The 21,540-nt window shown below is 75.4% G+C and carries 15 protein-coding genes; 4 read left to right on the top strand and 11 right to left on the bottom strand.

Translation table 11 applies throughout. The features are described from left to right. Positions 1–157: 157 nt before the first annotated feature. Positions 158–886 carry a hypothetical protein gene (locus GA0070611_RS30890; protein ID WP_091672231.1) on the top strand — a complete coding sequence of 243 codons (729 nt, stop codon included), beginning with the start codon at positions 158–160 and terminating at the stop codon, positions 884–886. A 59-nt stretch (positions 887–945) separates the two neighbouring features. On the opposite strand, the gene GA0070611_RS30885 is transcribed toward GA0070611_RS30890, so the two are convergent. From GA0070611_RS30885 to GA0070611_RS30875, 3 genes are all read right to left on the bottom strand, one after another. Then, positions 946–1,332, bottom strand: coding sequence for a VOC family protein (locus GA0070611_RS30885; protein WP_091672228.1), 387 nt, complete (start codon positions 1,330–1,332; stop codon positions 946–948). Between the two features lie 158 nt (positions 1,333–1,490). Continuing rightward, positions 1,491–2,633, bottom strand: a complete 1,143-nt coding sequence (locus tag GA0070611_RS30880; protein ID WP_091673715.1) for a sensor histidine kinase — start codon at positions 2,631–2,633, stop codon at positions 1,491–1,493. A gap of 62 nt (positions 2,634–2,695) precedes the next feature. Further along, the gene (locus GA0070611_RS30875; RefSeq protein WP_091672225.1) at positions 2,696–3,358 is read right to left on the bottom strand and encodes a response regulator transcription factor; all 663 of its coding nucleotides are present in this window, start codon (positions 3,356–3,358) and stop codon (positions 2,696–2,698) included. Positions 3,359–3,495: 137 nt separating this feature from the next. Here GA0070611_RS30875 and GA0070611_RS32335 point away from each other — a divergent pair, with 137 nt between their 5' ends. Further along, positions 3,496–4,728 (top strand): C39 family peptidase, encoded by a 1,233-nt coding sequence (locus GA0070611_RS32335; RefSeq protein ID WP_269456338.1) that lies wholly within the window; start codon positions 3,496–3,498, stop codon positions 4,726–4,728. Position 4,729: 1 nt separating this feature from the next. Here GA0070611_RS32335 and GA0070611_RS30865 read toward each other — a convergent pair whose 3' ends face one another. Beyond that, positions 4,730–6,049 (bottom strand): outer membrane protein assembly factor BamB family protein, encoded by a 1,320-nt coding sequence (locus tag GA0070611_RS30865; RefSeq protein ID WP_091672223.1) that lies wholly within the window; start codon positions 6,047–6,049, stop codon positions 4,730–4,732. After that, positions 6,046–7,335, bottom strand: coding sequence for a PQQ-binding-like beta-propeller repeat protein (locus GA0070611_RS30860; protein WP_157740424.1), 1,290 nt, complete (start codon positions 7,333–7,335; stop codon positions 6,046–6,048). Before GA0070611_RS30860 ends, GA0070611_RS30865 begins: the two co-directional genes overlap by 4 nt. Before the next feature lie 104 nt (positions 7,336–7,439). Between GA0070611_RS30860 and GA0070611_RS30855 the strand changes: the two genes are divergently transcribed. Next, positions 7,440–9,296 carry a hypothetical protein gene (locus tag GA0070611_RS30855; RefSeq protein WP_231921582.1) on the top strand — a complete coding sequence of 619 codons (1,857 nt, stop codon included), beginning with the start codon at positions 7,440–7,442 and terminating at the stop codon, positions 9,294–9,296. A 10-nt stretch (positions 9,297–9,306) separates the two neighbouring features. Here GA0070611_RS30855 and GA0070611_RS30850 read toward each other — a convergent pair whose 3' ends face one another. Next, positions 9,307–11,130 (bottom strand): UbiA prenyltransferase family protein, encoded by a 1,824-nt coding sequence (locus GA0070611_RS30850; protein ID WP_091672215.1) that lies wholly within the window; start codon positions 11,128–11,130, stop codon positions 9,307–9,309. Continuing rightward, on the bottom strand, positions 11,088–13,178 hold the full coding sequence (locus GA0070611_RS30845; RefSeq protein WP_231921279.1) for a hypothetical protein: 2,091 nt from the start codon (positions 13,176–13,178) through the stop codon (positions 11,088–11,090). Before GA0070611_RS30845 ends, GA0070611_RS30850 begins: the two co-directional genes overlap by 43 nt. Positions 13,179–13,339: 161 nt before the next feature. Between GA0070611_RS30845 and GA0070611_RS30840 the strand changes: the two genes are divergently transcribed. Next, positions 13,340–14,533 carry a hypothetical protein gene (locus GA0070611_RS30840; protein WP_091672212.1) on the top strand — a complete coding sequence of 398 codons (1,194 nt, stop codon included), beginning with the start codon at positions 13,340–13,342 and terminating at the stop codon, positions 14,531–14,533. Between the two features lie 400 nt (positions 14,534–14,933). Here the strand turns inward: GA0070611_RS30840 and dxs are convergent, their stop codons facing one another. From dxs to GA0070611_RS30820, 4 genes are all read right to left on the bottom strand, one after another. Then, complete coding sequence (dxs, locus tag GA0070611_RS30835; RefSeq protein WP_091672210.1) at positions 14,934–16,880, bottom strand: 1-deoxy-D-xylulose-5-phosphate synthase; 1,947 nt, start codon at positions 16,878–16,880, stop codon at positions 14,934–14,936. A 69-nt stretch (positions 16,881–16,949) separates the two neighbouring features. Then, positions 16,950–18,116: an anhydro-N-acetylmuramic acid kinase gene (locus GA0070611_RS30830; RefSeq protein WP_091672207.1), complete on the bottom strand. Its 1,167-nt coding sequence runs from the start codon at positions 18,114–18,116 to the stop codon at positions 16,950–16,952. A gap of 12 nt (positions 18,117–18,128) precedes the next feature. After that, positions 18,129–19,373: a class I SAM-dependent RNA methyltransferase gene (locus GA0070611_RS30825; RefSeq protein ID WP_091672204.1), complete on the bottom strand. Its 1,245-nt coding sequence runs from the start codon at positions 19,371–19,373 to the stop codon at positions 18,129–18,131. Next, a complete protein-coding gene (locus GA0070611_RS30820; RefSeq protein WP_091672202.1) occupies positions 19,370–21,439 on the bottom strand; it encodes an APC family permease in 2,070 nt (689 codons plus the stop codon). The genes GA0070611_RS30825 and GA0070611_RS30820 overlap by 4 nt, the downstream gene beginning before the upstream one ends. Positions 21,440–21,540 lie beyond the last annotated feature (101 nt).

Raw genomic sequence — 21,540 nt, 5'->3', positions numbered from 1 at the left:
GCGGGTCGGCGGTGCGTCACCGACGGGTCACCCCGATGGTTCCGCCGGTCACGACCTGGTTCCGGTTCTCCCGCCCGAGCAGGGGGTGAGCAGCGCGATGTCGCAGCGGCTGGCTACGATCACGCGTCCAGATTTCTCACAGGAGCTGCCAAACCACATGTCTCAGCCGCCGTACACCCCTCCGTCCGGTTCCTACCCCTCGCCCCAGGAGCAGCCCGGTGGCTTCCCGCCGCCGCAGCAGCCCGGCCAGCCGTACGGCGCGGAGGCCGGCCAGCCCGGCTTCGCCCCGGCCGAGCCGCCGAAGAAGAAGTCCAGCGTCGGCAAGATCCTGCTGATCGTGCTGGCCGTCGTGGTGGTGCTCTGCGTGGGTGGCGGCGCCGTCGCCTACTTCGCCACCAAGGACAAGGTCGCCGAGGTCGTCGACGCCACCAAGACCCACGTGCAGGCCCCGGCCACGCTCGCCGGCCGGCCGAAGGTGACCGAGCCGAAGCTCCAGGCCGCCGCCGAGCAGATGAAGACCCAGATCAAGGGCGACGTGCCGGACGCCAAGGAGACGGTCGGCGCGTTCTACGGCGACCCGACCAAGGGCGACCTGGTCATGATCGTCGGCGTCTCCGGCCTGATCGCCGACCCGAAGAAGGAGCTGGACGACGCCACCAAGGGCATCGGCTCCGAGATGGGCGTGACCACGTTCCGGACCGTCGAGGCGGGCCCGCTGGGCGGCGACGCCAAGTGCGGCGACGGCCAGACCGAGGGTGTCAAGGTCGGCGTCTGCACCTGGGCCGACAAGGGCAGCCTGGGCATGATCCTCATCTACGACAAGGCCTCCGCCGAGCTGGAGAAGCAGTTCGTCGCGATGCGGGGCGAGATCGAGACGCGGGACTGACCTCCGCCGACCGCACGACCGGCCCCCGCCGCACGGCGGGGGCCGGTCGCGTTCGGGGGTCAGGCCGAGGCGGCCTTCTCCGCCGCGCTGCGGCAGACGCAGAACTCGTTCCCCTCCGGGTCGGCCAGCACCACCCAGCCGGTGCCGTCCGGCCGCCGCCGGTCGGCCGCCAGGGTCGCGCCGAGCCCGAGCAGCCGCTCGACCTCGGTGTCCCGGGTGCCCTCGGCGGCGTGCAGGTCGAGGTGGAACGCGCCCTTGCCGTGCCGCTCGCCCACCTGGACGAAGAGCAGGTCGGGGCCGTGGCCGTCGGGGGCGAGCAGGACCGCCTCGGGGTCGCCGGGGTGGTCGTCGTCGAGCAGCTTCCGGCCGAGCACCTCGGCCCACCAACTGGCCAGGGTGTACGGGTCGTCGGTCTCGACGGTGACGCAATGGATCAACGCAGGCACGCTGCTTCCTCCTGATACGGAGTGCGCCCCGCCGAAGGGAAGGTCAGCGGTGTCGGGTGCGGGGCGCGGGACTGTTCACGGTGGACATCGACCGCACCCCCTTCCTGGCTCGGGCTGACCGGTTGATCATGTCAGGCCGGCCGGGTGGGCACAACCCCTCAGGTGGCGGCCGGCGCGTCCGAGGAGGGCAGGGTCACCGTCACCTCCAGGCCGCCGCCCGGCTGGGCGACCACCTTGACCGTGCCGCCGTGCGCGTCGCAGACCGCCCGCACGATGGAGAGCCCGAGGCCGGAGCCGCGCGCCCCGGTGCGCTCCTGACCGCCGCGCCGGAACGGCTCGAACAGCCCGGGCACGTCGGCCTGGGCCACCTCGAAGCCGGTGTTGCCGACCACCAGCCAGGACCGCTGCCCGTCGGTGCCGGTGCGCACCCAGAGCCGGCCGTGCAGGTGGTTGTAGCGGACCGCGTTCTCCACCAGGTTGCCGGCGAGCCGGTCGAGCAGGCCCGGGTCGCCGACCACCGGCGCCGGGCGCAGCGAGGTGTGCACCCGCAGCCCGATCCGCTCCACCTCGCGGGACATCGCCGACAGCGCGTTGGCGGTGCCCACCGCCAGGTCGCACTCGGCGCGCCGGGACAGCCGGCGGCCGGCCTGGGCCTCGCTGCGGGCCAGCACCAGCAGCGCGTCGACGAGGCCGTTGGCCCGCTCGGAGGCGTCCCGCACCACGCCGGCCATCCGGCGGTACTCGGCGATGTCCGCCTCGTCGTCGCTGAGCGTCACGTCGATCTCGGTACGCATCACCGCGAGCGGGGTACGCAGCTCGTGCGAGGCGTTGGCGACGAAGCGCTTCTGCGCCGCGAAGGCGGCGGCGATCCGGTCCAGCATGGCGTCGAAGGTCTCGGCCAGCTCGGCCACCTCGTCGTCCGCGCCGTGCCAGCGGATCCGCTGGTCCAACGTGGCCTCCCCGAGCCGCCGCGCGGTGGCGGTGACCTGGTGCAGCGGGCGCAGCGCCCGGCCGGCCACCGCGTACGCGCCGACGACCCCGACCACGCTGACCGCCAGCAGCGCCAGCAGGCCCTTGACCAGCAGCTCCCGGGAGGCGGCGTCGACCAGTTGGCGCTGCCACTGGCCGGCGTCCAGGGACCGGCCGTCGGCGAGCAGCACGGTGGTGCCGGGCAGCAGCTCGTCGGTGGGGCGCAGCGCGTCGCGGACCAGCAGCCAGGCCAGCAGCACCAGGATCGCCCCGGCGCCGACCAGCAGCACCCCGTTGAGCAGGGTCAGCCGCAGCCGCAGGGTCGGCCGCAGCCGGAGCCGCCCGGATCCCCCGCCGCCGGCCCGGGCGCGCGGGCCCGGCTCGGTGCGGGCGCTCATACCGCCACCATCCGGTAGCCGGCCCCGACCACGGTCTCGATGAGCTGCGGGTCGCCGAGTTTCTTGCGCAGCGTCATCACGGTCACCCGGACGATGGTGGTGAACGGGTCGGTGTTGGCGTCCCAGACCCGCTCCAGCAGCTCCTCGCTGGAGACCACCGCGCCGCGCGCCTTGAGCAGCTCGGCCAGCACGCCGAACTCCTTGTTGGTGAGGTCGACCGGCGCGCCACCCCGGGTGACCACCCGCCGGGCCGGGTCGAGCACCAGGTCGGCGACCTCGAACACCGGTGGCGCGGCCGGGGTGGCCCGCCGGCCCAGCGCCTGCACCCGGGCCACCAGCTCGTCGAAGGCGAACGGCTTGGGCAGGTAGTCGTCCGCGCCGAGCTGGAGCCCCTCGACCTTGTCGGCGACCGTGCCGCTGGCGGTGAGCATCAGCACCCGGGTCAGCGTGCCGGAGGCGGCCAGGTCGGCGCAGATCCGGTCCCCGTGCACGCCGGGCAGGTCCCGGTCGAGGACCACCACGTCGTAGCGGGTGACGAAGGCCGCCTCGTGCCCGGTGTCGCCGTCGTAGGCGACGTCCACCGCCATGCCGCGCTTGCGCAGCCCGCGCGCGATCGCGTCGGCGAGGTTGCGCTCGTCCTCGACCACCAGTACCCGCATCCCGGCCTCCCACCTCGTGACCTCCCACAACCTAGTGCCGGCCGCCAAACCGCCGGCGTCCACCGCCGTTGCAAATATCCTTCGGGTACGCCATGCTTCCCGGCACCCGTTGACACCCGAGCGGACGGAGCCCCCGCGTGACCGTGGTCGACCCCGGGCGGAACGTCGCCCTCCGGCGCTTCCGGTTCCCGACGGACCTGGGGCTGGGCGCGGCCGACGGGGTGACCGCCACCGCGAACGGCCTCGTCATCGGGGTGCCGGCCGGCCGCACCGAGCACACCGACCCGTACTCCGGCACCGCCGCCGGATACGAGTGGTCGACGTGGACGTCCCCGGTGGTGCCGGTGGGCTTCCTGGTCGACGAGGTGGTGCCGTCCTGGACCGGGGACACCCCGCCGGGGTGCTGGCTGCGGGTGCAGCTGCGCGCCTGGGACGACGCGGCACCCACGACCGACTGGTACGACCTGGGGCACTGGGCCGCCGACGAGTCGACCATCCACCGCAGTTCGGTGCCGGGGCAGGTACGGGACGAGGCGTGGGCGAAGGAGGACACCTTCGGCCTGCTCCGCTCGGCGGCCACCGGCTGGCAGCTCCGGGTCACCCTGCACCGGCGGGCCGGTCTGGCCGTGACCCCGGTGCTGCGCACAATCGGCGCGGTCGCCTCGGCCGAGGCGGACCGGAACGAGGTCGACCCGGGCGGCGACCCGGGCGGGCCGGGCGACGACGCGGCCGGGCCGGGCGACGGGCCGGCGGACGGCCGGGGGCGGGTGCTGGACGTGCCGCGGTACTCGCAGCGCCGGCACGCGGGCGGGGAGACCCGCTGGGGTGGCGGCGGGGACTCCTGGTGCAGCCCCACCTGCGTGACGATGGTGCTGGACTTCTGGGCCACCGGCCCCACCCCGGACCGGTACGCCTGGGTCGACCCGCCGGGGCACCGGCCGGTGGTGGTGCACGCCGCCCGGCACTGCTACGACCACGCCTACCGGGGCGCGGGGAACTGGCCCTTCAACACCGCGTACGCCGGCCGGCACGGGGTGGACGCCTTCGTCACCCGGCTGCGCCACCTCGGCGAGGCGGAACGGTTCGTCGCCGCCGGCATCCCGCTGGTGGTGTCGGGGGCGTTCACCCGGGGGCAGGTCCCGGGGCTGGACTACGACACCCGGGGGCACCTGATGGTGCTGGTCGGCTTCACCGCCGACGGGGACCCGGTGCTCAACGACCCGTACGCGCCGGACGACGAGGCGGTCCGCCGGACCGTGCCGCGCGGCCCGTTCGAGGCGGCCTGGCAGGGCGGCAGCGGCGGCATCACGTACGTGATCCGGCCGGAACGGGTGCCGCTGCCGACGCCGCCCGCGCAGGCCAACTGGTGACTCAGCGCTCCACCGGCCAGACCACCAGACCGCCCGACGGCCGCAGGCAGACCAGCTGTGTCCCGGCGTCGACGCAGCCGTCCCAGGAGCCGGGGAGGACCGCCCGCAGCCGGGTCCGACCGGTGGCCACGTCCAGGGTGCCGACGAGCGTCCGGTCGGTGGGCAGCCGGCGCAGGCCGAGCTGAAGGGCACCGGCGTCGTCGCCGCCGGCCAGCCGCCACCGACCGAACCGGGTGACGACCCGGCCGGTGCCCGGGTCGAGGGCAACGCGGTCCAGCTCCGGGCCGTCGGCCGGGGCGGCGGCGAGCAGCCGGTCGCCGACCGGGCTCACCCCCAGCCAGCGCTCGTCGGTCCAGAGCTGCCGGCCGGTGGCCGGGTCGAAGGCGCGTACCCCGGGGAGCTGGTCGTGCAGGCACACCACCCTCCCGCAGTCGCTGAACCAGGTGCCGGCACGGGTCGGCACGGGCACGCTCCACCGCCGGTCCAACCGGTCCAGCCCGTACGCGACGACGGTCTCCGGTGGCGGGTCGCCGCGCGGCGGCGGGTCGGTGTCGGCGGTGCCGCCGACCAGCAGCAGATCGCCCACCACCTGCACGGACCGGCCCCCCGCCCGGTCGTCGGCCCGGAACACCCGCCCCTCCTGCCGCAGCGCACCGGAGCCGGCGTCGTGCACCGACACCCGGCCGTCGGGCGTGACCAGCACGATCTCCACCACGCCCCGGTCCCCGTTGCGGTACGCCGCCACGGGTCCGGGCAGCGGCAGCGACCAGCGGGTCTGTCCGGACGCCGGGTCCACCGACCGGATCGTGCCCGTGCCGTCCGCCCGGGGGGTCTCGAAGAGGAGGCCACCCGACTGGGTCGGCACCGGGTAGCCGGGCCCCCGCCAGCGCAGCACGCCGGAGCCCGGATCGAGCACGGTGGATAGGGTGTCGCCGGCCCCGGCCGGGCTGCTGGTCACCAGCAGCAGTCCGGCGACCGTGCTGAGGCCGAGCACGTGGTCGCCGACCGGCAGCACGAACCGCCACAGCAGCCGGCCGTCGGGCAGCCGGTGCCCGGTCACCACCCGGCCGCCCCCGCCCACGGTGCCGGGGCCGTCGGCCACCACCAGCCGCCCGGCGACGACCAGGAAGCTCGCGCCCTGCGGGGCGGGCACCGCCCGGCCGGGCCGGCGGTACGCGGCCGGCGCCGACCCGGCCAGGGTGAGCAGCGCGACCACGCAGAGCGCCACCAGCCGGAGCCCGACGCCCGGTGGCCGGGGCGCCTCGTCGGGCGGCTCGTCCGACCCGCCGCGCGGCCGCTCCCCCAGCTCGATCACGGTCACGGCAGGGTCCACACCCCGAAGCCGCCGTCGGTGCGGCGGCAGACCACCAGCGTCGGGCCGGTCCGGCAGTCCCCGGTCGCCCCGGTCAGCACGGCGCGGATCCGGGGTCGGTCGAGCGCCGGGTCCAGCTCCGCGACGAGCACCCGGCCGTCCCGACCGGACCGGACCGCGATCATCGGTTCGTCCGGGTCGTCGGAGGGCAGCCAGCGCCAGTCGCCCTGCTCGGCGATGAGCCGACCGGTGGCCTCGTCGACCACCGCCTGCTCCGAGGCGTCGGCCGTCGGCCCGATGAGCAGCAGCCGGCCGGGGGCGGCGGCCAGCACCGACTGCCAGCGCGGGCTGGTCCACACCGTCCGGCCGGTGGCCGGGTCGAGCGCCCACATCCCGCCGGTCTGCCGGAACGCGCAGAGCAGCCGGCCGCAGCGTTCCGCGTGGTCGACCAGCGGCAGCGCCGCGCTCCACCGCCGCTGGAGCCGGTCCAGGTCGTACGCGGTCACGGTGCTGCCGCCGTCGGTCAGCTCCAGCAGCAGCCCGGCCGCGATCAGGGTGCGCCGCAGGGCGGGCAGTTCCCCGGGGTGCAGGTCGCGGACCGCCTGCCGGACCCCGGAGACCGCGTCGTGGACCTGGACCGGACCGGAGGCGGGCACCAGCACCAGCCGCTCCAGACCGGCCCGGTTCATCTCGAAGTCCACGTGGTCGTACGCGTCCGTCGTGGGCATGACGACCGACCACAGTGCCCGGCCGGTCGCCACGTCGATCCGGCGGAACGCGGTGCCGCCGCGCTCGACGTCGACGGACCCGAGCAGCGTCGCCTCCCCGGCGGCCAGGAGGACTCCCGACTCCCGCCAGACGATGCGGCCGGTCCGTGGGTCGATCCCCACGCTCTCCCACGAGGCGTCGTCGGCGGAGCGGCCGCTGACCAGCAGCCGGCCCGACCGCACCGCCGCGCCGACCGGGACAGTGCCCGCCGGCAGCAGGGTGTGCCACCGCTCGCGGATCCGGGACCCGGCCAGCTCGTACGCGACGAGCCGACGACCCCCGTCCCGGTTCGGCTCCGGCAGCTCGACCGCGTACATCCGGTTACCGGCGAGGAACACCTCGCTGGCCGGGCGGCCGGGCACGGTGAGCACGACGCGGCGCGGCACCGGTGTCGCGGCGGCGAGCGTGACCAGGGCCAGCAGCAGCGCCCCGAGGAACCGGTAGCGGCGGCCGACGGCCCGGGGCCGGGGGCGCGGCGGATCGGGCGTGACGTCGTCGCGGAGTTCCCCCAGATCGATGATGGTCACGGCCACCCCTCTCCGCGGCCCGCCGGCCGGCCGACCCGCCGGGACCACCGGCCGGCCGGGGCGCCGCCGGGCCGCCTGTACGATGGCCCGTCGTGGCTGTGCCGGTGGTAGACCCTTCGCTGAACTCCTCGCCCGTCGCGGCCGAGCCCGCCGTGGCGGACCCGCCCCGGCGGACCCGTCGCCGGCCGGCCCGCGCCGACGTGCTGGCGATCGCAGCCTATGCGCTGCTCGGTGTCCTCGTCTGCCTCAACTACTGGGGCGACGTGCAGCACCGGGTCTCCTCGCACCTGCCGACCGACCACAGCTGGTTCGAGTGGCTCTTCGCGCACGGCGCCTACTCGGTGCGCCACCTGGAGAACCCGCTGTTCACGGCGCGGCAGAACGCCCCGGACGGGGTGAACATGATGGCGAACACGTCGCTGCTCGGGGTGACCCTGCCGCTCGCGCCGCTCACCCTGCTGCTGGGCCCGCAGGTGATGTACGCGCTCTACCTGGGCGCCGCCCTGTCGGCCACGGCGGCCACCTCGTACTGGATGCTCTCCCGGCACCTGGTGCGCTCGCGCGCCGCGGCCTTCGTCGGCGGCGCGTTCCTCGGCTTCGCGCCGGGCATCGTGCACCACGCCAACGGGCAGCCGAACTTCGTCTCCAACTTCCTGCTGCCGCTGATCGTGGCCCGGGTGCTGCGCCTCGGCGAGCCGGGCCGGCGGCTGCGCAACGGCGTCGCGCTGGGGCTGCTGGTCGCGTACCAGATCTTCATCAACGAGGAGATGCTGCTGCTCACCGCGCTGGCCTGCCTGGTGGTGGTGCTCGCGTACGTGGTGCAGCGGCCGCGCGCGGCCCTCCGGCGGGCCGGCACCTTCCTGGCCGCCGGTGGCATCGGCGCCGGGGTGGCCCTGGTGCTGACCGGCTACCCGATCTGGTACCAGTTCAACGGTCCCCAGTCCTACCGGGGCCTGCAGGGCGGGGTCTTCCACAACTGGGGCGAGGACCTGATGGCCTTCGTCACGTTCGCCCGGGACACCGTCGCCGGCGACGAGGCGGTCGAGAAGACCATCGGCCTGACCGAGCAGAACACCTGGTTCGGCTGGCCGCTGGTGCTGGTCGCGCTGGTCGCCCTGGTGCTGCTGGTGCGCCGCTCGCTGCCGGCGCGGCTGGTCGCCGTGCTGGTGGTGGTCTTCACCGTCGCGTCGATCGGCCCCAAGGTGCGCTTCGACGGCGTGGAGACCGCCCACAACGGGCCGTGGGCGTACGTCCCGGACGACCTGCCGCTGGTCGAGATGATGATGCCGACCCGGCTGGCCCTGGTGGTGGCCGCCGCGGTCGGGGTGCTGCTGGCGCTGGCCTGGAACGCCCTCGCCACCGGCGGCCGGCCGCCGGTGCCCGCCCCGCGCGCCGCCGCCGACGACGAGCCGGCGCAGGCCCCCACCGGCACCCGCCGGCGGGTGCTGCGCGGCATCGGGTACGCGGCGATCGTGGCCGCCCTGCTGCCGCTCGTCCCGCGCCCGTTGCCGGCGCAGCGGATGGACCCGCCGCCGCACTTCATCACGGCGGGCACCTGGCGGCCGTACGTGCCGGACGGCCGGACCCTGGTCCCGGTGCCGATCCCGAGCAACGTGCACGGCCTGCCCACGCTGCGCTGGAGCGCGCTGACCGGGCTGGAGTTCCCGATCCCGGCCGGCTACTTCATCGGCCCGAACGAGAAGGGCGAGGGCGTCTTCGGTGCGCCCAACCGGCCGACCAGCACCCTGATCTACGCCACCATGGACGCCGGCAAGGTCCCCGCGATCACCGAGGAGAACCGCCGGCAGGCCGTCGAGGACCTGCGCTTCTGGAAGGCCTCGGTGGTGGTGCTCGGCGCGAACCCCAGCGAGGGCGTGCTGCGCGAGCTGATGACCGCGCTGCTGGGCGAGCCGCAGCGGGTCGACGACGTCTGGCTCTGGGACGTCCGCGACCGGGTCTGACCGGCCGCGCTCAGCCGAGTAGGGGACGGACGTCCCAGATGTGCGCGCCGGGCACGTCCCGGCCGGGGCCGACCAGGGCGTCCACGGTGACCCGGACCGGGTCGCCCGGCACCGAGCCGCCCTGCACCAGCACCGCCGCCCGCCAGTGCCGCAGGTCCTCGACGGCCTGCCGGCGTTCCGCCACGCCGACCGGCGGGACCTGGCCGGTCTCGGCGGCCCGGCGCAGCAGCAGGGCGGTGGGGCGGTCGGGCGCTCCCCAGCGCGCCGTCGGGTCGTCCGCGCCGCGCGGACCGATGAAGTAGCCGCCCGGCGCGGTGAAGGCCAGGCCGGTCCGCGCCGACCAGAGGGTGGCCGGGCTCACCGCCGCGCCGGTGACCGGGGGCACCGGCACCAGGGTCCGGCCCGGTGGGACGTACGCCCGCCAGTCGCCGTCGGCGACGAACGCCGGCACCGGCGCGGCGGGCGTGGTGCGGATCGGCGTGGGGGCCAGCGGCAGCAGCGCGGCGGTCACCGCGCCGGCCCACGGCGCCCAGGTGCGCGCGGCGCTGTGCCGCACCCGGTCCAGGGCGAGCGCCAGCAGCACCCCGAGCACCGGTACGCAGACCAGCGCGAACCGGGCCGGCACCACCAGGTCGAGCAGCGGCACCCCGGCGAGCAGCCGGTACGGCCCGGGCAGCCCGGTGTCGTGCCGGTTCAGCACCACCGTGCCGCCGAGGGAGAGCAGCGCGCCCACCAGCCCGGCGGCGGCCAGCGCGCGGACCAGGGGCCGCCGCCACAGCCGGACCACCACCAGCAGGGCGAGCAGCGGCAGGAACGGCCCCAGGTAGGAGTTCTGCTCGGTCGGGTTCGGGGAGAGCAGCCCGGCCCGGTGCCCGTCCCCGGCGACGCTCTGCCGGGCGAACGCCGGGTACGAGGCCACGTCGAGCCGGTAGCTGCGGGTGTCGAAGGGCATCCCGCGGTAGTGCCCCGGCCCGGCGAACTGGACCCAGAGCGGGTACGCCAGCAGCACCCCCGCCACCAGCGCGCCGACGCCCAGCCGGCGGGCCAGCACGGGTGCCAGCCGGCGCGCGGCGGCCCGGTCCGCGAGCGCGTACGTGCCGGCGAACACGGCAGCCCCCACGGCGAGCAGCACCAGCACCTCCTCACCGAGGAACACCTGGTACGCCACGGCCAGCCCGAGCAGCACCCCGTCCCGGCGGACCCGGTCGGTACGGGGCCGGAACAGCAGCGCCAGGATCACCGGCACCAGGAACTGGGCGGCCATGTGCAGGTGCGCGCCGGCCTGCGCGACCGTGCCGGGGGCGAACCCGCAGCACAGCCCGCCGACCGCCGCGGCGACCCGGGACCGGACCAGGCGGCGGGCCAGCAGCGCGTACCAGGCGGTGGCGGTGCCGGCGAGGCAGCCGACCACGGCCACCAGGAAGGCCACCTGCGACCCGGCGAGCAGGGTGACCGGGGTGAGCGGCAGCCCCAGCCCGAGCACCGAGGTGTTGGCCATCAGGTTCACCCCGTCCGGGGCGTTCAGCGCGCCGCTGTGCAGCGGGTTCTGCCCGTCGGTCACCGCCCGCGCGGCGCGGGCCAGCATCCACTCGAAGAGCATCTGGTCGCCCGCCTGGTGGAACAGCCGGTCGGGGCGGCGCCACTGACCGGCGGTGAGCAGCACGGCCAGGCCCAGGTACCCGGCGACCACGAGCGCGTCGACCGGGCGCGGCCGACGACGCCGGGCCGGCCCGCCCGGGACCGGCTCCCGCGGGGCGGGCTCCCGCCGGGCCGGGCCGGAGCCGGGCGGGGTCAGGCCGACGGGCTGGTCAGTGTCCGGACGTCCCACAACCACACGTCCAGCTCCTGCCGGGCCGGGCCGACCAGCTGCTCGACGGTCCGGCGCAGCGGCTCCGCGTTCGGCTCGTTCAGCGGCAGCACCACCACGGCGGCCCGCCAGTGACGCAGCTCGTCCAGGAAGCGGCGGCGCTGCCGGTCGTCGAGCTTCGGCGTCCGGCCGGTCGCGGCGACCTCCTCCAGCAGGTCGCCGATGCCGCTGGGCCGCCCGCCGAAGCGCCCCGGGTCGCCGGTGACGCCGTTGCGCGGGGCGAGGAAGTAGCCGCCGGGGATCTTGAACGCCAGCCCGGTGCTGGCCGCCCAGCGCATCGGGTCGGTGTTGCCCATGCTCGGCACCGGCACCGACACCAGGGTCTGGTCCGGGCCGACGTACTGCCGCCAGCGGTCGGCGGTGATGAACTTCGGCACCGGCGGGCGGTCGGTGACCTGCAACGGCATCGGCGCGATCGGCAGCAGGGCGAGCACCAGGCCGGCGACGCTGAGGATCCGTACCGTCCGCCGGTCGGGGACCTTCAGCGCGGCGGCCCGCTCGACGGCGAACGCCAGCAGCACCCCGATCACCACCCCGGTGATCAGACCGAACCGGGTCGGCACCACGGCGTCGAGCAGCGGCAGGTGCACCAGCAGCTCCCACGGCCCGGTGAACAGGTCCCGGTCCCACCAGGAGACCCGCTCGCCGAGGGAGAGCAGGGCGAACAGCAGCCCGGTCGCGGCCAGCGCCCGGACCAGCACCTCCCGCCGCAGCCAGATGACGATGCCGACGGTCAGCAGCGACAGGCTCCAGCCGAAGAAGGCGTTCTCCTCCGAGTAGTTCGGGGCGAGGTTGACGTTGGCCCGCTCGTTGCCGCCGAGCGTCTGCGAACCGGGGGCGAAGAAGGCGGCGATGTCGTTGCCGTAGTCGCGCACCGTGTCGCTGAGCCCGTGGTACGCCATCGGCCCGGCGAACTGCACGTGGAGCGGGTACGCCAGCAGCGCCCCGGCGACCACCGCGCAGACGGCCAGCCCGGCGCCGAGCGGCCGCCAGGCGGTGGCCCACAGTTCGCGCCGCTGGACGAGCACCGCGATCAGGAACACCCCGCAGGCGAGCGCGGTGAAGAGCAGGATCTCCTCGTTGATGAACGCCTGCGCGGTGACCAGCAGGGCGAGCAGCGCGCCGTCGCGGACCGGCCGGGTGGTCCGGGTCAGCACCAGCACCCGCCAGACGATGAACGGCAGCAGGAACTGGGAGATGATGTTGGGGTGCCAGCTGGCGTGCGAGAGCATCGCCGGTGAGAAGCCGCAGAACCAGGCCCCGACCGCGGCGGCCAGCCGCAGCCGGACCACGTGCCGGGAGAGCACCCGGTACCAGGCGGCGGCCGTGCCGGCCAGCCCGAGGGTGACCAGCGTCACGAAGGAGACCGCCGGTCCGAACAGGAGGGTGACCGGCACCATCGGGATGCCCAGGGCCAGGATGGCGGTGTTCGCCATCAGGTTGACCCCGTCCGGGTAGTTGAACTGGTCGGTGTAGAACGGGAACTCGCCGTGCAGCACCACCCGGACCGAGTGGGCGAGGAAGAACTGCACCTGCGCGGGGTCGCTGCTGTAGAGGGCGGCCACCCGGCCGGCCGGGTCGACCCAGATCCGGCTGGTCACCCAGAGCGCGGCGAGCAGGAAGACCGCGTGCACGGCGAGGTCGATCCGGCGCAGCGTCCACCGGCGTCGCCGCCGCGCGACCGTCGCCCCGGCGACCCCGCTCCGGTCGGACGCGGGTCCGGCAGGCTCGGCCGGCGCGGACGCGGGCCCGGCAGGCTCGGCCGGCGCGGACGCGGGTCCGACAGGCTCGGCCGGCGCGGACGCGGGTCCGGCCGGCGCGGTCGACGCGGACCCCGGCGCGGCACCGGTCGGCTCGTCGGTCCGCGGGGCGGCGGCGGGTGGCCGGGCAGCGTCCGCCGGGCGGGCGGAGACCGGCGCGGCGGGCGCGGTGCGGGCGACGGTGGTGACGGAGGCGGAGCCCGTCGGGGCGTCGGTGTCCGGCGGCGAGTCGCCACGGGGCTCGGCAGGCGTCACAGTCGGCGGAGTCTACCGGAGTCGGAAAATGAGCACGAAACGCACACCGCCGTCTCCTGTGGCCGCTGCGGCGGCGGTGAGCCGGGCGCGGGCGGGCGACCGGGTGGTGCGTACCATGTGGGCTCGCAGAAACGACCGGCGACGCGATCGGGGGCGTACGAGTGGCTTCAGTCCGCCGACGCGGCACGACGGCCACCGCACTGCTGACCCTGCTGCTGGCCGCGACCGGCTGCGGTCCGGTGGCCGGGCGGCCCACGGCCGACCTGCGGGTCGGCTACGACAGCCTGGACGGGCCGCTGCGGGTGTGGCCGGCGCGGGGCGACCTGGCCCGGGACGCCTCCGCCACCGCCGCGATCACCGCCGCGGTGCGGGACTGGCGCTCACCGGTCGACGACCGGGCGCACCTGCCCTCCTCCGGCATCCTCTTCGCGGGCGAGGCCGACGGCACGCCGCTGGCCCTGGTCGCCGCCGACGTACCGGGCGAGAGCGCCTCCTGGCTGCTCCAGCTGGGCCGCGACGGGGACCGCTGGCGGGTCGAGCACGGCACCGAGTACACCGATCCGGGCTACCTGGTCTACGCCGACGTGCTGCCGGTCCGCACCCCGGCGTCCCGGCGGTACCTGACCTCGGCGCGGGTGGAGCGGCTGCTCGGCCCGGACGGTCGGGCCCTCGCCGTCGCCGACGGCCTCACCGCGCCGGTCGCCGTGCCGGCCTGTCAGGCGGTGGAGCTGACCGCGACGCTGCGCCCCACCCGGTCGCTGCCGCGCGGCCGGGCCGCGGACCGCGTCCTCGACCTGGGTACGGCCACCGCCGACCCGCGCTATCCGCTGGTCCGGGACGAGACGGGCTCGGGCCGGCGGGCGCTGGACGGGCTGGACACCTGCCAGCTCGCCGACCCGCGGGGGCCGTTCGGCAGCGTGCCCCGGCGGCTCGGCGACCGGGACGCGCCGCGCTCCGCGCCGGAGTCCTGGCCGATGGCGAAGATCGCCGTCCGGTCGCTGGGCGAGGTGACGCTGGGTGGCGGCGACCCGGGCGAGCTGGAGCAGCTCACCTGGGAGAGCGCCACCGGCACGATGACCGCGGTGCTCTACCGGCCGGCCGACGGCGGCGCGCCGGTCTTCTCCCCCGCCGACCGGTCCACCACGCTCCAGGCGTACTACCTGCCGGTGCCGGGCCAGCCGCTCGCCGTGCTGAGCTGGCGGACGAACCGGGACGCCTCGTTCGCCGCCCCGCCCGGCACCCAGCGGCTGGTGGAGCGCCCCGGCCTGGTCGTGGTCCCGCAACCCGACCGCAAGCAGACCTTCAGCCTGGCCGGCACCGAGAAGACCTGGTACCGCTCCGTCGGCGGCCGCTGACCCACCCCACCCCCGCGCGCCCCTCCACACCCCCGGCCCGCTGAGTTGATCAAGGAGTTTGCGTCACCGCGAGCCGCGCGAGGTGACGCAAACTCCTTGATCGATACGGGCAGGGGCGGTCACCGTCGACCAGGGCGCAGAGCACGCGCTTCTGCGGCGCGCCGATCGCCGCCGTCCAGCCGTCCCGCTGCTCCCGGGCGAGGGCCGGCGTCACGATCGACGCGGCGGGCAGTCCACCGGCGCCGTAGTAGGCGAGCCGGGCCCGGGTGTGCAGGTCGACGACGTCGTCCAGGTCGGCGAGGGTCGCCTCGCGGACGGCGGGCGTTCCACTCGTGCCGCAGCACCTCCCGACGGAGACGGGCGGCCCCCTGAGGGGACCGCCCGTCGACCGTAGCCGGGATCAGTTCTGCGCGTGGGCCCCGTCGGCGGCGGTGGGCTCCACCGGCTGGGCGTCCAGGCCGGAGATCCAGCCGGTGACGTCCCGGGCCACGTCCTGGGCGGTGAGGCCCAGGTCGGCCAGGATCTGCGCGCGGGTGCCGTGCGGGTGCCAGTCGGCCGGTACGCCGAGGTCCTTCAGCGGCACCCGGACGTCGGCGTCGCGCATGGCCTGGCCGAGCGCGTCGCCCACGCCACCGACCCGGACCCCGTCCTCGACGGTGACCACGAGCCGGTGCCCGGCGGCCAGCTCGACCAGCTCGGCCGGGACCGGGCGGACCCAGCGCGGGTCGACCACCGTGACGCCGTAGCCGTGCTCGGCGAGCCGGCTGGCGACCTCCATGCCGAGCGCGGCGAACGAGCCGACCGCGACCAGCAGCACGTCGGTACGGGCCGACTCGGTGAGCACGTCGACCTGGCCGACCCGGCGCACGGCCGGCAGGTCGGCGGCGACGGTGCCGGTCGGGAAGCGGACGATGGTCGGGCCGTCGTCCACGGCGACCGCCTCGCGCAGCTCCTCGCGGAGGCTGGCCGAGTCGCGCGGCGCGGCGATCCGCAGGCCGGGCACCACGCCGAAGACCGACATGTCCCAGATGCCGTAGTGGCTCGGCCCGTCGGGGCCGGTGATACCGGCCCGGTCCAGCACGAAGGTGACCGGCAGCCGGTGCATCGCCACGTCGAGCAGGACCTGGTCGAAGGCCCGGTTGAGGAAGGTGGCGTAGACCGCGACGACCGGGTGCAGGCCACCCATCGCCAGGCCGGCCGCCGAGGTGGCGGCGTGCTGCTCGGCGATGCCCACGTCGTACACCCGCTCGGGGTACTTGCGGGCCAGGGTGGCGATACCGGTGGGCTCGGCCATCGCGGCGGTGATGCCGACCACGTCGGGGCGCTCGTCGGCGATCGCGACCAGCTCGTCGGCGAAGACGTTGGTCCACTTCACCGACGGCGCGGCAACCAGCTTGCCGGTCTCGATGTCGAACGCGCCGGGGCCGTGCAGGCAGTCCGCCTCGTCCTCCTCGGCCGGGCGGTAGCCGTAGCCCTTGCGGGTGACCGCGTGCACGATCACCGGGCCGCCGAAGTTCTTCGCGGCCCGCAGCGCCGACTCGACCGCGCCGACGTCGTGACCGTCGACCGGGCCGACGTACTTGATCCCCAGGTCCTCGAACATGGCCTGCGGGGCGACCGCGTCCTTGATGCCCTTCTTGACCGCGTGCAGCACCTCGTACATCGGCTTGCCGACGAACGGGGTGTTGCCGAGGGCGTCCTTGACCGTGTCGAGGACCTTCTCGTAGCCGGGGTTGAGCCGCAGCGACGACAGGTGGTCGGCGAGCCCGCCGATGGTCGGCGAGTAGGAGCGGCCGTTGTCGTTGACCACGATCACCAGCGGGTTGCCGGCGGTCGCGATGTTGTTCAGCGCCTCCCAGCACATGCCGCCGGTCAGCGCGCCGTCGCCGACCACCGCGACCACGCTGCGCTTCTCGCCGCGCAGCGCGTACGCCTTGGCCAGCCCGTCGGCGTACGACAGGGCGGTGGAGGCGTGCGAGTTCTCGATCAGGTCGTGCTCGCTCTCGGCCTGGCTGGGGTAGCCGGAGAGCCCGCCGCGCTGGCGGAGCTTGTCGAAGCCCTCCTGCCGGCCGGTGAGGACCTTGTGCACGTACGACTGGTGGCCGGTGTCGAACAGGAGCCGGTCGCGCGGCGAGTCGAAGACCCGGTGCATGGCGAGGGTCAGCTCGACGACGCCCAGGTTGGGGCCGACGTGCCCACCGGTGCGGGAGACCTTCGCGATCAGGAAGTCACGGATCTCGGCGGCGAGGATGTCCAGCTGCTCGGCCGTCATCCGCTTGACGTCCTGCGGCCCGCGAACGGTGGCCAGCAGCCGGCCGTGGTTGGCCGTGCCCTCTTCAACACTCATGACGAAAGAGTCTATCGGCCACCCCACAGCCCGCAGCTCGGCCGTGGATCTTCCCAGGTCGGCGCCGGTTCAGGCGTCGATCAGCAGCCGACGGGGCGGCAGCGGCGGGGCGACCGTCCGGGCCGGCCCCGCCGGGGTCCACGAGCCCAGCACGGCCGCCCGGGTGGCGCCGGTCACCGACGGCAGCGCCCCCGGCAGCCCGTGCCAGGACAGCCAGCCCAGCAGCGCGAACGCGTACGCCTCCTTGGCCTGCGCGGGCAGGCCCAGCTCGTCGGTGGTGCGCAGCCGCGCCCCGGCGAGCGCGGCCAGCCGGCGCATCAGGGTGCCGTTGCGCACCCCGCCGCCGGCCGCGACCACCTCGGTCACCCGGTGCCGGTCGCAGGCGTCGGCGACGGTCCGGGCGGTCAGCTCGGTGAGGGTGGCGAGCACGTCGTCCGCAGCGACCGGCTCGGCCAGCGCGGCCAGCTTCGCGTCCAGGTAGCCGCCGTGGAACAACTCCTTGCCGGTGGACTTGGGCGCCGGCGCGGCGTAGTAGGGCTCGTCGAGCAGCAGCGCCAGCAGGCCCGGGTGCACCCGGCCGGCCGCCGCGCGGGCCCCGTCGAGGTCGCAGGGCCGGTCGAGGAAGCGCCGGGCGGCGGCGTCCAGCAGGGCGTTGGCCGGACCCACGTCGTACCCGACGACCGGCTGGCCCGGTGCGACCACGGTGAGGTTCGCGATGCCGCCCAGGTTCAGCGCGGCCCGCGCCGCGCCGGCCGTCGGGTCCGGCGCGGCGAGCAGCAGCGCGTCGAAGGCGGGGACCAGCGGCGCGCCCTGCCCGCCGGCCGCCACGTCCGCCGAGCGCAGGTCGTGCAGCACGGGTACGCCGACCCGGGCGGCCACCCGGGCCGGCGCGCCGAGCTGGAGGGTGCCGCGCACCCGGCCCGCCTCGACCCAGTGGAAGACGGTCTGCCCCGGCGAGACCACCGCGTCGACGGTGCCACCGGCCAGCTCGACGCCGACCGCCGCCGCCTCGGCGAAGACCTCCCCGAGCCGGTTGTCGAGCCGGCAGACGGCCTCGATCGTGGTGGCCGCCGGCGGCAGCAGCGCCCCGATCTCCGCGCGCAGCCCGTGGTCGTAGTCGAGGCCGCGGTGCCCGAGCGGGCGCAGCCGCAGCGTCCCGCCCTCTCGGGTGAACTCGGCGGCCACCACGTCCACCCCGTCGTACGAGGTCCCCGACATCAGCCCGACGATCTTCATCGGGCCAGCTAATCACTCGCCGGGCGGCAGGAACAGGCCGACCAGCTCGACGTGCTGGGTCATCGGGAACAGGTCGAAGCCGCGCAGCGCGGCCAGCCGCCAGCCGAGCCCGGTGAAGGTGCGCACGTCCCGGGCGAAGGCGGCCGGGTCGCAGGCCACGTACGCGACCGCGCGCGGGCCGGCGGCGGCGATCTGCCGCACCACCGGCGCGCCCGCGCCGGAGCGGGGCGGGTCGAGCACCACCAGGTCGACCGGGCCGGTGACCCGGCGGCGGGCCAGCGCGGTCTCCACCCGGGCCGCGACCACCTCCACCCGGGGCAGGTCGGTCAGGTTCTCCCGGGCCGCCGCCACGCCGTCGGCGGCCGCCTCGACCAGGGTGACCCGGGCGTCGCCCACCCGGCCGGCGAGCGCGGCGGCGAACAGGCCGGCCCCGCCGTACAGGTCCCAGGCCGTCTCGCCGGGGCGCGGGTCGAGCAGGTCGAGGACCGCGCCGACCAGGGTGTCCGCCGCGGCCGGGTGGACCTGCCAGAAGCCGGACGCGGGCAGCGTCCAGTCCCGGCCGGCGGCCACCTCACGGACCTGCTGCGGCCCGCTGACCGGGCGCGGCGCCCCCTCGGCGTACGCGGTGACGCTGACGTCCCCGCCGGTGCCGGCGACCGTCTCGACCGCGTCGGCGTCCGGCCAGCGCGCGCCGCTGGGCACCAGCACGGGCAGCTCCTGGATCGCCGGGTGGGCGATCAGGCAGCGGTCGATCGGCACCACCTCGTGCGAGCGGTGCTTGAGCAGGCCGGCCCGGCCGGCGCCGTCGACCGCGTAGCGGACCCGGGACCGCCAGCCGAGCGGCCCGCCGGGCAGCGCCTCGACCGCGACGGCCAGCGCGTCGATCTCGGCGTCGGTCAGGCCGCCCAGCCGGGTCAGCTGCTCGCGGACCACGGCGGTCTTCCAGGCCAGCTGCGCCTCCGGCGCGACGTGTTGCAGATCACATCCGCCGCAGCGGCCCGGCTTCGCGTACGGGCAGGGCGGCTCGACCCGGTCCGGCGAGGCGTCGAGGACCTCCACCGCGTCGGCGCGGGCGAACCCGCGGTGCAGCTCGGTCACCTCGGCGACCACCCGCTCCCCGGGCAGCGCGTGCCGGACGAAGACCACCTGGCCGTCGACCCGGGCCACGCAGTGCCCGCCGGGGGCGACCGCGTCCACGGTCAGCTCGATCCGGTCGGCCTCCTCCAGCCCGCGCCGGTCGTCGGCGGGGGCGCTCATCCGCGGTCCCCGGCGTTCGACCCGCTCTCGCCGGGCGGGGCGGAGACCGCCGGCGGCACGGTCGGCGGCAGGGTGCTGCGCGGGGCCACCCGGGGCCCGCGCGCCGGCCCGCGCACCAGGGTGGCGTCCAGCCGGTCCAGGTTCTTGCTGGCGGTCGAGGCGAGCTGCCAGGGCACGCTGGTCACCATCACCCCCGGTTCGAAGAGCAGCCGCCCCTTGAGCCGCAGCGCGCTCTGGTTGTGCAGCAGGTTCTCCCACCAGCGGCCCACCACGTACTCGGGGATGAAGACGGTGACCACGTCGCGGGGCGACTCCCGGCGGACCGACGAGACGAAGTTGAGGATCGGGCGGGTGATCTCCCGGTACGGCGAGTCGATCACGGTCAGCGGCACCGGCAGCTCGCGCCGCTCCCAGTCGGCCTGCAGGTCGCGGGTGTCCTTGTCGTCCACGTTCACGGTCACCGCGGTCAGCGTGTCCGGCCGGGTGGCCCGGGCGTACGCGACGGCCCGCAGGGTGGGCTGGTGCAGCTTGCTGACCAGCACGATGGCGTGGTTTCGGGCGGGCAGCACGGCGCGCTGCTCGGTCGGCTCCAGCTCGGCGGCGACCCGGTCGTAGTGCCGGCGGATGGCGAGCATCAGCAGGTAGATGACCGCCATCGCGGCGATCGCGATCCAGGCGCCGAGCAGGAACTTGGTGATCAGCACGATGACCAGCACCACGCCGGTCATGGCCATGCCGAAGGCGTTGATCGCCCGGGAGCGGATCATCCGCCGCCGCGCCTGGAGGTCGCGCTCGGTGCGCAGGTGCCGGTTCCAGTGCCGGATCATCCCGGCCTGGGAGAGCGTGAACGAGACGAACACCCCGACGATGTAGAGCTGGATGAGCCGGGTCACCTCGGCCTGGAAGCCGACGATCAGCACCACCGCGGAGGCGGCGAGGAAGACGATGCCGTTGGAGAAGGCCAGGCGGTCGCCCCGGGTGTGGAACTGCCGGGGCAGGTAGCGGTCCTGGGCGAGGATCGAGCCGAGCACCGGGAAGCCGTTGAAGGCGGTGTTGGCGGCGAGGAACAGGATCAGCGCGGTCATCCCGGCCACCACGTAGAGCAGGGCCGAGCCGCTGCCGAAGACCGTCTCGCCGAGCTGCGTGGTGACGGTCTTCTGCACGTACCCGTCGGGTCCGGAGATGATCTGGGACGGGCTCTCCACGAACTGCAGGCCGGTGCGCCGCGCCAGCAGGATGATGCCGACCAGCATGGTCACCGCGATGGTGCCCAGCAGCAGCAGGGTGGTGGCCGCGTTCTTCGACTTGGGGGTCTTGAACGCGGGCACCCCGTTGGAGATCGCCTCGACGCCGGTGAGCGCGGCGCAGCCGGAGGAGAAGGTGCGCAGCAGCAGGAAGATCAGCGCGAAGCCGGCGACGCTGTGCTCGGCCTTGATCTCCAGCCCGGCGCTCGGGGCCCGCAGGTCCTGCCCCAGCACGAAGATCCGGAACAGCCCGGTGAGCAGCATGCCGCCGATCACGATCACGAACCCGTAGGTGGGGATCGCGAACGCGGTGCCCGACTCGCGCAGGCCGCGCAGGTTGATCGCGGTCAGCAGCACCACCGCGCTGACCGCGATGAGCACCTTGTGGGTGGCCACGAAGGGCACCACCGAGCCGAGGTTCGCCACCCCGGAGGAGACCGAGACCGCGACCGTGAGCACGTAGTCGACGAGCAGCGCGCTGCCCACCGCCAGCCCGGCCCGCGGCCCGAGGTTGACCGTGGCCACCTCGTAGTCGCCGCCGCCCGAGGGGTAGGCGTGCACGTTCTGCCGGTAGCTCGCCACCACGGTGAGCATCACCACGACGACCGCGAGCGCGATCCAGGGCGAGAAGAGGAACGCCGAGGCGCCCGCGATGGAGAGGGTCAGCAGGATCTCGTCCGGTGCGTACGCCACGCTGGAGAGTGCGTCGGACGCGAAGACCGGCAGCGCGATGCGCTTCGGCAGCAGGGTGTGCTGGAGGCGGTCGGACCGGAACGGTCGACCGACGAGGAGTCGCTTCAGCAGCGAGGTGGGTCGGGCCACAACCGCCAAGAGTACGACGCCCCGCGACGGACGGTGGGGGTGGCCGATCATCCTCCCGTACGCGCACGCGGTACCGTCGGCTCCCCGCCGGGGGCGGGGAC

Source organism: Micromonospora auratinigra (genome assembly GCF_900089595.1).
Taxonomy (GTDB): Bacteria; Actinomycetota; Actinomycetes; order Mycobacteriales; family Micromonosporaceae; genus Micromonospora; species Micromonospora auratinigra.
This window is presented reverse-complemented; position numbering and strand designations above follow the sequence as displayed.

Bases quoted from the DNA above. Each gene is read 5' to 3' on its own strand.
- GA0070611_RS30890 (WP_091672231.1), top strand. From the start codon at position 158: ATGTCTCAGCCGCCGTACACCCCTCCGTCCGGTTCCTACCCCTCGCCC.
- GA0070611_RS30875 (WP_091672225.1), bottom strand. From the start codon at position 3,358: ATGCGGGTACTGGTGGTCGAGGACGAGCGCAACCTCGCCGACGCGATC.
- dxs (WP_091672210.1), bottom strand. From the start codon at position 16,880: ATGAGTGTTGAAGAGGGCACGGCCAACCACGGCCGGCTGCTGGCCACC.
- GA0070611_RS30830 (WP_091672207.1), bottom strand. From the start codon at position 18,116: ATGAAGATCGTCGGGCTGATGTCGGGGACCTCGTACGACGGGGTGGAC.
- GA0070611_RS30825 (WP_091672204.1), bottom strand. From the start codon at position 19,373: ATGAGCGCCCCCGCCGACGACCGGCGCGGGCTGGAGGAGGCCGACCGG.